Here is a 12313-nt window from a genome sequence, read left to right as displayed (position 1 = left end):
GCTATTACCAATAACAGCTAAACGACTCAATACGGTTGAGGTCTACACCATAATAAAACCAAAAACGTCCACTCCACCGAAAACCCGCTACCGATGTTCTGCCTACAAAGACAGGGTACAGCCAAAAACGCTCTCCGTTCGTCAGCCATACAAACGTGTTGCGGAACAAACAACCGAAGATGGCTCCAGGGTCAACCGCATACGCCGAAACCAGCGGCTTCGGTGGCGTAAATTGCGGTGGTGGAGAAGTGGGTGCTTGAGCTTGCTGCCCACCTTGCGGACCGAACGGCCCTTGCGGCGGCGGTGAGAACGGCTGTGGCGAAAATGATCCTGGGCCTGGTGGCGGACCTATCGGAGACGGGAACGAATCCTGCATATCAGGAAATTGTGGAATCGGAGGACTTGACGGCGTGAATGGACCCGGAATACCCGGTTGCGTTCCGAAAGGAACTTGTGGCAGTAAAGACATGTGTTTCACTCCTTGTGTCTAGGCTGATGTATCCTATGCGGGACACCAGCCCGCGGACTGGGCGAATCCCCATATCTCCGCCAAACTCCGCTATTTCGTCCTTTTACATCAAAAATTCTTATTTCCTGATACGATTAACTTCCTTTTTGAACATGCTCCAGCTCAATTTCATGTATCATTTTAATCTCGACTCGTTTCCTGAGCTCATCATACTGTTCCAGCAGCCGATGCTTATACCCTAAATTGTCGTTCATCCAGCCTATCATAGAGTCATCCTTATGCTCTGTGGACCAGCTAAATAAATCGCTATAGAGCTGACCAAATGATTCCTCGTTACAGCGAGCGAACCGGATCGGTCGGGCTGTATAACTTAGTTTTAGTTCCAGCATCTCATACAACACTTCCAAACGGTACTCCAAGTCCTGTACACCTGCTTTGGACACATCACAGCTTTTTATATCCTGAATAAGCTCTCTAAAGGTCAACCCTACATGTTGCATAGCAATATAAGACCACACACAGCTTCCCGTAGCTGTTCCATGAGCCTCCCAAAGCGGATTCCACAAAATAGACCGAATCGTATCCCTTTGCTCCTCTCCAAACAAGGCAATTCCAGCAATAATTCCCGCATTACAGTCTACCGAGGCATGTCGTTCTCCCCAATGCACCAATCGTGGAACCATATCTTCAGTAGTGCATTTGAAGCTTAGCAGAGGTAAGAATTCATTAAACAAATGCTGATCCAACACTTTTTCCAATTCAGCCGCCAGTTTCTCACGGTACGGTTCGCATGGAAGATGTACCAGTCCCAAACAGGCATCCACAGACACAGCTCCATACGGTCCGTTCACCAAAGCGACAAGATCAGCAGCAGCCTCCACATAACCCAAATAACCTAGCACATACAGCACGCCGTCAGGTATATGTTCTGGGGATGCCTGATTTCGCACATAACGCTCGTACATATCCTGCGCCAAAGTAACATCCCCGCATCTCATGATCGGCTGGAGGAGCAACCCCCTGATATAATGGTGGGGATCTTCTACAAAAAGCCTATATAACTCCCACGCATCCTCCACTGTCCCATATTGGGCAACCACATCCGTATAGGCGGAAATGATGCTGGCGTCCAGCTTCTTGCCTGAGCCGAACATATCCATAAGTCTTGCTGTCGTGTCCATCATCCTGTTTTCTCCTTTCACGTGTGTACGTCTTCATAAAGCAATTCTCTAATGCTGAATATTTCTATTAAAAAAGAGGAAAGATGTTACCATCTACGATCCAGTCTAGGGAGCTGATCTCATGCATGATTCCAATCCAAAAATTACAACATTTTTCATGTTCTCTGGTCAAGCAGAAGAAGCCATGCAATATTATACCTCTGTCTTTAAGCCGTCTGGTATCATGAGCATTTTCCATCAGGAAGATGGGACCGTGTTACATGCCGTATTCAACCTCAAAGGGCAAACCTTTATGGCTATAGACTATAACCATCAGGACAAACACCCTTTTACCCCAGCTCTATCGCTATTCGTCACTTGTGATTCGGAAGAAGAAATTCATCGTGTGTTTGGTCAGCTATCTCAGGAAGGCCGAGTTCTAATGCCCCTTGAAGCCTCGCCCGTAAGCCAACAATTTGGCTGGGTTGAAGACAAATACGGTGTTTCATGGCAATTAAATTTGGCAAAAGACTAAATTTCTTCTCTAAACGATCCAGCAGACTCTAGAAGTCTATAGAAAAACAATAGACCATGCTCCATCTTTTTTTGGTAATATTATATTTAATAGGTGCCAATAAAAGGATGTGTGTTTATTGTATAGTGCAAATTGTGAACAATGTTTTGGTTTATGCTGTGTAGCCTTGCCTTATGCTAAATCAGCCGATTTTGCTTTTAATAAGGACGGAGGAACCCCTTGTCAAAACCTAAATGCGGATTATCGTTGTAATATTCATAAGAACCTAAGAAATAACGGCTTGCGAGGCTGTACAGTATATGATTGCTTTGGAGCAGGCCAAAAAGTTTCCCAAGTTACATACAACGGAAAAAGCTGGCGAGACGATCCGGCAATAGCTGAGGAAATGTTCAATATATTTCCCATCATGCAACAGCTTCATGAAATGCTTTATTACCTAAATGAAGCCCTTAACTTAAAAGAAACTCATCCCATCTATACAGACTTACAAAAGGCTATGGCGAAAACCGAGCAGCTTACGAATCAAGATCCAAAATCTCTCATAAATCTTCATGTACCCACCCATAGGGCGTTAGTCAATGATTTACTTTTACAAACAAGTGAGTTAGTACGAGAAAAAGTTAAGAAAAACATAGAGCACAACAAATATAGTAAAAAGATCAGGAGTAGAGACCTTATCGGGGCCAATTTGAGAGGCGCTGATCTTAGAGGTACCAACCTGAGAGGAGTTTTACTGATTGCTGCTGATCTGCGAGAGGCTGATCTGAGAATGACGGACTTGATCGGTACGGATTTTAGAGATGCTGATTTAAGTGGGGCTAATCTGGAAGGAAGTATCTTTCTTACACAGGCGCAATTAAATTCGGCTAAGGGCAATTGTAAAACCAAACTGCCCCCTTCTCTAAGCATTCCAAACCATTGGCTGCATTAGTTTTTTTCTAAGCAGTGGTTGTATATTCGAGTCGTGTTAGCGCACGACTTCTTTATTATTCTCACCTCAGTATATAGCTCATTTTATAACGTAAATACAGCTTTTATCTTCAAGAATTTTACTGATTACTCAGTTCTTTAATGTATATTGGGCAACAAAAAGCACCTTCCATTGGATCAGGTTCAAAAATCACGCCTTTATGACTGCATCCAGATTTAAATCCCCTTATTCTTCTTCGTTTAGAAATTCCTTTAATCTCTGACTTAGGGCTGCATACTGCTCTGCATTGGTGTCTGAGAATGCTTCTTCCCGGTTGGAGTGTACATGCTGATACTGTGGAAGGCTTGAAAATTGCGACCTCGTAAAATCTACAATGTCCTCACCAATACGGTTGTAATAGTGCCAACCACTATCCAGCCATGTTTTCAAAATATCGCCGCCAAGCCTGTCCTGAACGACGAGTGCTGTGACACCACATTGCCCAGACGCAGGATTATTTGCGGTCCATTTAGAGCTAGACTCCAAAGACCAAGCTTGAAACAACGCCTTTTCTAATTCTAAAAAACGGTTTGCATCCAACATGCGCCTCCCCTTTCGATTCCATTCTGCACTTATGTGAACGTGCTTTATTTATTTCAACCCGTATTCCACACTCTGCGAATCTTGGCTTCTGCTTCTTTCAGTTCTAGCAAATACACGTCGGGATTCGAAAGCTTTTTCCAGTCCTCAAACCCAAACTGCGGATCGTAATATCGAATGAGAAGAGATAGTAAAGCTCCATGAGTTACAATGATAACCGTTTTTTCCGCCCGCTCTATAAGCTCCTGAACAAGCTGGATTCCTCGATCTACTGCTTCACGGGATGATTCCCCTCCCTCCAGCTTCAAGTCCTCGTCCAAATAGGTCTGTTCCAGCACGTCCAGCCAATGATCCAAATGCTCATGGCTAATTACCCGTTCTTGAAGACGTACATCAGTATACACCTGCAACTGTTTCCGTTCAGCCAAGGGCTGAATGGTTCGCACGGCCCGTTTCCACGGGCTGGACACAATATATTCCACACCTACATTCTCCATAAAATCAACCAACTGCTCAGCTTGTCGGGTACCCTCATCGGTAAGTCGGGCATCTGGTTCCTGTCCTGTTGCTTGGGCATGTCTGACAAAATAAATTCTCTTCACGTCATCACTCCTAACTGTCACACAAATTTAAAATTATACATATTTACAAATAATTATTTTTATGATATAGTATAGGTTTACATATTTATGTTTAATGATACGATTCCTTTGTATTACATCAACTCTTATGGGAGGGATTCGATGCAATTAGACAAGGGAATACACATGCTCCAGGTTTCTGCTAACATTATGGGAAGTATAGAGAGTATTCACCCGACTTTAGTGTGGGACGAAGATAACATGATTTTAGTTGATACGGCTTACCCCGGGCAACTCTCACTTTTACATGAGGCTATTCTAGACACCGGATTAGCAATCCATAAACTTACCTCTATATTAATAACACACCAGGACCTTGACCATATCGGCAGTTTAGCAGATATAGTCCGAGCCTCTTCATCCCCAGTTCAAGTATTAGCCAGTTCTATCGAAAAGCCCTATATACAGGGAGAAAAACAGCTTATAAAGCTGACTCCAGAAGCAATAGATCAAGCTGTAAGCTCCATGCCCGAATCCGTTCCGGTAGAGTGGAGACACGCATTCCGGCGTACACTTGAAAATCCCCCAAAGGCTATTGTAAACTCCACCATCGTTGCCGGAGAGGAACTGCCCTTCTGTGGGGGGATCGTAGTTATAGATACTGCTGGACATACACCAGGACACTTAAGTTTCTATCATAAATCCAGTCAAACCCTGATTGCAGGAGATGCTCTACGCGTAGTAAGCGGCAAATTATTGGCTCCAGACCCGCAATACTGCTGTGATTTCAATATGGCCAAAGAATCTCTTAAAAACCTGCTGCCATATGATATTAAAAAAGTGGTCTGCTTTCATGGAGGGCTGTACGAAGGCAATTGTAATCAGCGGATATCTGAAATATATGAATCCTAACCTTTGATTTACATGGTCGTACCCACCCCTTGACTGGTCAGTGAATCATCTAAAGAAAAGACTAACCAGGAATTCCTGGTTAGTCTTTTTTGAATGAGAACTAGGCTTTTAAGTGAACTCTTAATACAGGTACTTCTGGAGAGGCAGATGTACCTTCCAGGATTTCCACATGGCTAATCATCTCTTGCCCATCTGGAACGATTACCGGCGTAATTACAGGCAATCCACCTTGTTGAATCGCATCCAGGTCAAACTCCATCAATAATTGCCCAGCTTTAATGCTATCTCCTACTTGGACATGAGGATTAAACCCTTGTCCTTTGAGAGAGACGGTATTAATCCCGACATGTATCAAAACTTGTACGCCGGATTCATGTTCAATAATCAGAGCATGCTTACTTTTCTCCATGACATGGGCAACTTTTCCCGCGAAAGGAGCGGTGACCCTACCCTCAGACGGATGAATAGCGATGCCATCCCCCATAGCTTTCGTAGAGAACGCAGGATCTGGAACCTCCTCCAGGGAAACCACTTTTCCTTTGATTGGTGCTATCATTTCGAATTCTTCAATACGAGGAGCCGCCTTCTTTTTCAACCATTTAAACATAACGATGCCACCTTATTTAGAGATTACATTCATAAACAGTAAATAGGACTTAACTACATCTTTCAAGGAACCGGTTCCACAAAATGAATAGAAAGAAGAGTGGAAGCGATTTCTATCTGAATTATAGTGAATGCCTTTCCAGGATGTCAAGGAGCTATCAGTTCATAACTACATATCTGTTACAATAATTTTCATGTAACTTGGAGGTGCTCTAACAAATTGCCGATTTAAGTGTTTTATCTCTTAAAAACAGATTTTTTATAGTATACTTTTCCAGCAATTTCTTTGATGATCATGTTTGGCATGTTCATTCAGCATTGCTTACCTACATGAAAAAGAAGTAGACCGCCCCCAACCAAGGTATCGGTCTACTTCTGAACCTTACTGCCGACTGCTCTTTAAGCAGTTGTGTACACTGGAATCGTGTTAACGCTTGGCCTACCCTTCCAGCGCCTGCTTCAATTCCTCAGGCGAAGCGTCCCACCATTCCTCGTTATGCGAAATGAGCAGGCTTTTGAGCGCTGCCTTATCTTCGCTGCCGAGATCCTCCAGCATGAAACGACGCTTGAGCGCGTAATCCATACGGTTGACGTGATCGGCGAGGATTTTCCAGCCGCGTTTGGCCTCGTCGTCAATCAGCATCTCGCAGGCGGTGGCGCCGCCGTACATACGTCCTTCGGCTGTACGGTCCACAGCTACCCATACGAGCCATACCTGGCGTCCGTTCGGTACGTCCTCTTTATTCGTAGAGAACTTGATACCACGTTCTACTTTACTTTTGGCATGCATGGCACCGATATCAATTTTCGCCTCTCCTCGGTCAATGATGACCGGTGACATGCTGTTCAGGTCAATTGAGCCTGCGCCGAAACCCTTATGTTTACTCTTGCCACTGACAATGTTCAGTGCAATCTGTTTTTTGCCGTCCGGCTGATTTTCACTCATGCGTCACTAGACCTCCATTTTCCGTCTTCACACTCATTCTACACTATAAATATTTTAACTAATAATCTCCTGAAAGCAAACATATACATGCTGTAGATGCTTGTCAACGGGAGGTATCCATTGTATGACCCCAGCACGCACTAAAATCGTTTTATTGTCTACACTAGCCCTCGGTCTCCTCGCAGGGACGTTATGGTTTGCCTGGCAGCCCCAATCGCAATCCGACCCGCAGTCCATAGGCCAACCACTATACGGCTCCCTGTCTGAGTCTGCGCTTGCCCCAAATGTGGGCAAGCCTCTAGGGGCAAACATCCTGCCTGACCTGCCCAAGAACCCTCCACAACCCGCTACAGAAATCCTCAGCAAACGGGTGGTAGAGTACCACATTGATGTATCTCTGGAAAAGGGACAGGTTTTGCGAGGCACTGAGACACTGACCTGGAAACATCCGGGCAAGAAAACCGTGAATGATCTGTATCTTCATCTATACCCGAACGCCTTCTCTTCCATGGAAACCACCTTTATGAAGGAATCCGGTGGAAAGCTGCGCGGAGACACCATGCCCAAAGACGGCTTTGGCTCTATGACGCTGACTGAACTAAAAACAGAAGACGGTTTATCCCTCATGCATCGCATCCAATATGTGCAGCCAGATGACGGTAACGCAGGCGACCGTTCGCTCATGAAGGTGCGTCTACCCAAGCCAGTACGAGGTGGCGAAGAAATCACATTATATATGAAGTTTGAGGTAAAACTGCCTGCCATCTTTGCTCGTATGGGTGGGACAGATGATTTTGTAATGGCAGGACAGTGGTTCCCGAAGCTCAGTGTCTACGAGACTGCAGGGCAGCGTGGACGCGCCGAGGAGGGCTGGAACCTCCACCAGTATCATGGTAACTCCGAGTTTTATGCCGATTTTGGAATTTACAGCGTACGGATTCGGGTGCCTGAAACTCATATCGTAGCAGCGACCGGATTTCCCACCCGTGGTGCCGTCCGACAGAACGGACAAAAAATATATCAATTTTATGCCGATGATGTACACGATTTTGCCTGGTCCGCTTCACCCAACTTTGTAGCCGTAGAAGAACCCTTTTCTTCTGCTGAAGTCCCTGGTGTCAAAATCAAGCTCTACCTTGACCCATCGCACAAGGAGCTCAAAGGACGCTATATGAGCGCAGCGAAGGCCGCTCTTTTGTACTACAGCAAATGGTACGGGCCTTATCCATATTCCACCCTGTCCATCGTGGTTCCACCTAAATCAGGCAATGGAGCTGGCGGCATGGAGTATCCGACACTCATCACGGCCGCTGCTGCGGGTAATCTCAATCCTGGCTATAGTCTGGAACGGACATTAGTTCATGAGATTGGACATCAATATTTCTATGGAATGGTAGCCAATAATGAATTTGAGGAGCCGTGGCTGGATGAAGGCTTCACCTCCTATGCAGAGGAGCGACTTATGGAGCAAGAATATGGGCTTACCCCCAACTTGCCATTACAATCGGGACAGGTATCCTCCCCACAGCCGCTAAACCGTGAGTCATGGAAGTACGGCTCGGCTGCTGAGTACGCGCAAAATGCCTACTCTCGAGGCAAGCTGGTACTACGGGGCATTGAACGTCAGGTGGGTATGAAAAAAATGGATCGCATTATGCGGACCTACGTCCAGACGTACCGATTTAAGCATCCGTCCTCACAGGATTTTCAACGTATCGTGGAGAGAGTCACCGGACGCTCATGGAGCCACTATTTTGAACAGTATGTATATGACGGCCAGATGGCGGACTTTTCAGTGGATCACATCACAAACCACAAGCTGGAGAATGGATATGAAGCAGTCGTGACGGTCAGCAAAAAAGGGGCGGATTATCCCAAGATCCCTGTCCAATTTACCTTCAAGGATGGAACCACGAAATTCAAGGCTTGGGACGGTGCGGGCAAAAGCACAACTTTTCGGATCAAAAGTACTTCTCCCGTTTCCTATGTAACCCTTGATCCCCTATATACCATTGCACTGGAGAACAAGCATATTAACAATACCCTAAAAGCCGAATTGGACGAAAAGCAACAAACCCGTTGGAGTATAAGTGTAACCAAGCTGTTGGAGACACTGCTTGGAAGTCTGTCATGGTGAGGTGTCTATAGATGCGGACTGTTATAAAAGAGGGCTGGGCGCTGGTGCGCATACGATTTTATATCGTTATCATTTTGTTTCTGTATCGATTACTGTGGGGGGTGTTTCTCTATCGGCTGGTACAATCTGCCGTTATCCCGCTACTGCTCCGTTATCCTGATCAGGGTCAAAACGAGCTGGGACAGACCTTGTTTTGGATGGAGAGCCAGATTGCTCTGATGGACAGCCGGGAAGTACATGTGTATTTGTGGATACTACTAGGGGCGACTGTACTACGCATACTGATCACTCCCTTCATTAGAGCCGGAATATATCAAAGCCTGCATACCGATGCGACTGAGCCGCAAAGCCTGTCCTTTTTCAAAGGTATGAAACGCCATGGCATGTCGTCGCTGTTGTATTACATCATCGAGTTGGGACTGCTGCTGATTCCCGCCTTTTGGGTAGTACCGAGACTCTACCCTATTGTAGCAGGTACGCTTCAATCTCCCTCTTACCTGCTGCACTTGTTGCCCTATGCCATGGGATGGATGGCATACGGATGGTTCATTCGGCAGTGCATCCTGTATATGCAACTAGGCACTGTCGGTGGTCACGCCATACTATCGTCCCTGCTCGCCTTCTTTCGCCAGCTTCTCCCAGCTGTCGGTATATCCCTTTTGCTCGGTGCTTGTGTGCTGCTGGTCTTCGGTCTATTTGGCACCGTGGCGATGATTTGGACTGGCATGCTCGCGCTCATTCTCCAACAATCGTATCATTTTGTTACTAGTCTGGTCAGGCTGTGGCATATCAGTTCGCAGTACAGACTATGGCATACCGATATCTCCAGTAGAAGCTAAGCCCTTCCTTTATGTTAATCACTTCATTTCCGTCTGTCGAAAAAACTTTATGCATAACCGCGCAAACGGCACATAACTGAATACTGTTAACAAGATCTGTTCCTGGGACATTAGGAGCAGATTTTTTTTGTAACTTTTTGCAATGAAACATTTGCCAAAGCCAGCCGACTTTGTTACAATAATCGCAGTGAACTGATAGTAACAACTTTGTAATCTTTATTGTAACCTTTATCTCAAAAATATCGTTATTGTGAATACTGCTCTCCAAGGTGCACATCTTAAGTAAAGCCTAATTCCTGGCACCTAGGAAGCGGGGGAACCAGTTTGGGTGAATTGATCTCGCAACAGAGTGGTCATAGGGGAACCTTCTACCGAATCCTTAAGCTAACCTCGCAGGCATTGGAAGGGGTATATTTTTTTTGAAGAAGAAGCTAACGATCGCAGCTATGAGTCTTGCCATTGCCTTTACATCTTTTACATTCGGTGGCGGCAGTGCATTTGCAGACTCCAAGATGGACCAGGTCATCCAAGATGCCAAAGGAACGAACTACAGAAGCGGAGGCACTACACTCGAGGGATTCGATTGCTCCGGCTTCACAATGTATGTATTCAACAAACTGGGAATTAAACTTCCGCATCAATCTGGATCACAATTCAAAATGGGATCTTCTGTATCCCGCGATGAAATGAGGCCTGGGGACCTGGTGTTCTTCAACACCACAGGAAGAGGCATTTCCCATGTAGGTATCTTCGTAGGTGAAGGGAAATTTGCCCACTCCTCGACTTCACGTGGTGTAGTAGTTAGCTCACTGAACGAAAATTATTACGCTAACCGCTATGTCGGTGCAAAAAGAATTATGAGCACAGACGCTTACCATTCTGTAGCTTCAGATATTCCTGATGACGATAACGTAGAATAACTAACGCACAGCAAGCTAACCCTAGCCGCAATTTGATTCTGGCCGGAATCGAATTGCGGTTTTTTATGTCCACAACATCAGCAATGATTATCTTTACTGACGAACTGACACCTCAAAAGGTTTCAATTTTAGCGAACATCGTCGGTTTTACCGTCACCGCTGGGGGAGCATATGAGCAGTAATTCCTTCTTATTGAATGTATACCCGACTTAGGTATGAAATAAACACGCTTGCCATTCCCCTGCAACTTGTCTACAATCTGTTGTTAATGATTGAAGTACCTGTGTAAAAGGAGGATGGAACACATGCCGGCCTCAATATCCAACTATCGGATCGTACCGATGGACGAGCATCAAGCGGCTGCAATCTGTGAGTGGCGCTATGATCCACCTTATAACATATACGGTTGGCTCCCCTGGGAACAAATGAAGGCGCTTGAAGTCGAATTTGGGAGTCCCACGCTTCGCCAAGAGCAATATGTTGCCGTACTGGATGAAGAGAACAAGCTGACAGGATTTGCTCAATATTTTCCTATGATCGGTGTGACCCGGCTAGGTCTTGGAATGCACCCTGACAGATGCGGACATGGCAAAGGATCAGATTTTGTCCGTGCCATTGCAGAGGAAGCCCAACGACGCAACCCGAAGAATGAAATTGATCTAGAGGTGCTCACTTGGAATGGGCGCGCTATTCGGGCCTACAAGGCGGCTGGATTTGAGCTTACAGATACCTATGAACGCCAGACTCCCGATGGCAAAAAACCGTTTTATTGTATGGTATATCGTCCAGACCACCCAACCCAGGTTCTATGATAAAAGCGCCTTCGGCATACAACCACGATGTTGTATAGCGAAGGCGCTTTTATCATCATACGACAGATCATTACAAGCTCAATGACTGCTACGCATTTTTTCAAAAGCTTCATTATATTGTTGGGCTTCCTTAATATCCACGGCCATAATACCGCCATCGTCCCAAGAGGTCAAACGCAGAGTCACGGTCTTGTAATCAATCGTAATAAATGGATGATGATTGAATGCTTCAGATATAGCGGCAACTTCATCCACGAATGCAATCCCTTTCATAAAACTGGAAAAATTATATTTCCGAACGATCCAACGTCCTTCCTCCAGCTCCCAGCCCTCCAGTTTCTCCAGATGTGCTTCAATCTCTTCTTGTGTAAAAGGCATGTTACGAACTCCTCCCCGTTTATACGGAAGCCTTTCGACCGCTTAAATACGGCCAAAACTACGATATATTGGTGTACATATTACCACGGCCCCGTTGATAAATCCATAAGACGGACCTCAAATCAAAGGGACTGACGTAAGCTCCTCGTCCCCAATCAGTACATAGATACGATGCTGCTCCGGCTCATAGATCACAACGCCACTCCCTACAGTGATTGTGGGCTCTGTACCCAGTGCATAAAATAAGTCTTCTGCCAAAGCTTCATTGACTTCCTGACGTCCCGCCGGGTCCAGCCTGTCCCAATCTTCTGCTTCCATCTCAAAAAATTCATAGCTATCTGGGATGCGCCCCACAGCCTCTGTCAAATCGTTCAAAATTTGTTCATACTCACGTCCATGCTTTACTCCCATGCCATTTCCTCCAATGGTTCCGCCATTCAATACATAATCACCTTATTATACCGGAAATTCGCACTTAACAAAAAAGAGAGTTTTGTCGATAAATACT

General features: G+C 45.5%; 15 protein-coding genes and 1 riboswitch. Of the genes, 7 read left to right on the top strand and 8 right to left on the bottom strand.

Features of this window, described 5'->3' with window-relative positions; translation table 11 throughout:
• Nucleotides 1-4: 4 nt before the first annotated feature.
• Nucleotides 5-469: a hypothetical protein gene (locus NSQ57_RS00590; RefSeq protein ID WP_029514922.1), complete on the bottom strand. Its 465-nt coding sequence runs from the start codon at nucleotides 467-469 to the stop codon at nucleotides 5-7.
• Nucleotides 470-603: 134 nt separating this feature from the next.
• On the bottom strand, nucleotides 604-1653 hold the full coding sequence (locus NSQ57_RS00585) for a hypothetical protein (RefSeq protein ID WP_069011487.1): 1050 nt from the start codon (nucleotides 1651-1653) through the stop codon (nucleotides 604-606).
• A gap of 118 nt (nucleotides 1654-1771) precedes the next feature.
• Between NSQ57_RS00585 and NSQ57_RS00580 the strand changes: the two genes are divergently transcribed.
• Entirely contained in the window at nucleotides 1772-2164 is a 393-nt protein-coding gene (locus tag NSQ57_RS00580) for a VOC family protein (protein WP_029514926.1), read from the top strand.
• A 118-nt stretch (nucleotides 2165-2282) separates the two neighbouring features.
• Nucleotides 2283-3095, top strand: a complete 813-nt coding sequence (locus tag NSQ57_RS00575) for a pentapeptide repeat-containing protein (protein WP_069011488.1) — start codon at nucleotides 2283-2285, stop codon at nucleotides 3093-3095.
• A gap of 225 nt (nucleotides 3096-3320) precedes the next feature.
• Here the strand turns inward: NSQ57_RS00575 and NSQ57_RS00570 are convergent, their stop codons facing one another.
• The gene (locus NSQ57_RS00570; protein ID WP_342426106.1) at nucleotides 3321-3674 is read right to left on the bottom strand and encodes a hypothetical protein; all 354 of its coding nucleotides are present in this window, start codon (nucleotides 3672-3674) and stop codon (nucleotides 3321-3323) included.
• Between the two features lie 56 nt (nucleotides 3675-3730).
• Complete coding sequence (locus NSQ57_RS00565; RefSeq protein ID WP_342425493.1) at nucleotides 3731-4276, bottom strand: histidine phosphatase family protein; 546 nt, start codon at nucleotides 4274-4276, stop codon at nucleotides 3731-3733.
• Nucleotides 4277-4417: 141 nt separating this feature from the next.
• Here NSQ57_RS00565 and NSQ57_RS00560 point away from each other — a divergent pair, with 141 nt between their 5' ends.
• Nucleotides 4418-5167, top strand: a complete 750-nt coding sequence (locus NSQ57_RS00560; RefSeq protein ID WP_165150536.1) for an MBL fold metallo-hydrolase — start codon at nucleotides 4418-4420, stop codon at nucleotides 5165-5167.
• Between the two features lie 100 nt (nucleotides 5168-5267).
• Here the strand turns inward: NSQ57_RS00560 and NSQ57_RS00555 are convergent, their stop codons facing one another.
• Complete coding sequence (locus NSQ57_RS00555) at nucleotides 5268-5774, bottom strand: PTS glucose transporter subunit IIA (RefSeq protein WP_029514933.1); 507 nt, start codon at nucleotides 5772-5774, stop codon at nucleotides 5268-5270.
• A gap of 438 nt (nucleotides 5775-6212) precedes the next feature.
• A complete protein-coding gene (locus NSQ57_RS00550; protein ID WP_029514934.1) occupies nucleotides 6213-6719 on the bottom strand; it encodes a YwhD family protein in 507 nt (168 codons plus the stop codon).
• 124 nt (nucleotides 6720-6843) lie between these two features.
• On the opposite strand from NSQ57_RS00550, the gene NSQ57_RS00545 reads away from it, so the two are divergent.
• The 4 genes from NSQ57_RS00545 to NSQ57_RS00530 all read left to right on the top strand — a co-directional run bounded on the left by NSQ57_RS00545 (nucleotide 6844) and on the right by NSQ57_RS00530 (nucleotide 11427).
• Nucleotides 6844-8856 carry a M1 family metallopeptidase gene (locus tag NSQ57_RS00545; RefSeq protein ID WP_069011489.1) on the top strand — a complete coding sequence of 671 codons (2013 nt, stop codon included), beginning with the start codon at nucleotides 6844-6846 and terminating at the stop codon, nucleotides 8854-8856.
• An 11-nt stretch (nucleotides 8857-8867) separates the two neighbouring features.
• Nucleotides 8868-9695 (top strand): hypothetical protein, encoded by an 828-nt coding sequence (locus NSQ57_RS00540; RefSeq protein ID WP_029514937.1) that lies wholly within the window; start codon nucleotides 8868-8870, stop codon nucleotides 9693-9695.
• 276 nt (nucleotides 9696-9971) lie between these two features.
• A riboswitch (cyclic di-AMP (ydaO/yuaA leader) is annotated at nucleotides 9972-10109 on the top strand.
• A 5-nt stretch (nucleotides 10110-10114) separates the two neighbouring features.
• Complete coding sequence (locus NSQ57_RS00535; RefSeq protein WP_029514939.1) at nucleotides 10115-10615, top strand: C40 family peptidase; 501 nt, start codon at nucleotides 10115-10117, stop codon at nucleotides 10613-10615.
• 305 nt (nucleotides 10616-10920) lie between these two features.
• Entirely contained in the window at nucleotides 10921-11427 is a 507-nt protein-coding gene (locus NSQ57_RS00530; protein WP_209950353.1) for a GNAT family N-acetyltransferase, read from the top strand.
• A 78-nt stretch (nucleotides 11428-11505) separates the two neighbouring features.
• Here the strand turns inward: NSQ57_RS00530 and NSQ57_RS00525 are convergent, their stop codons facing one another.
• Nucleotides 11506-11805, bottom strand: a complete 300-nt coding sequence (locus NSQ57_RS00525; protein ID WP_007428083.1) for a 4a-hydroxytetrahydrobiopterin dehydratase — start codon at nucleotides 11803-11805, stop codon at nucleotides 11506-11508.
• A 117-nt stretch (nucleotides 11806-11922) separates the two neighbouring features.
• Nucleotides 11923-12216, bottom strand: a complete 294-nt coding sequence (locus tag NSQ57_RS00520) for a hypothetical protein (RefSeq protein ID WP_013308186.1) — start codon at nucleotides 12214-12216, stop codon at nucleotides 11923-11925.
• Nucleotides 12217-12313 lie beyond the last annotated feature (97 nt).

Source organism: Paenibacillus sp. FSL L8-0502 (assembly GCF_038593055.1).
GTDB classification, from domain to species: Bacteria; Bacillota; Bacilli; order Paenibacillales; family Paenibacillaceae; genus Paenibacillus; species Paenibacillus polymyxa_D.
This window is presented reverse-complemented; position numbering and strand designations above follow the sequence as displayed.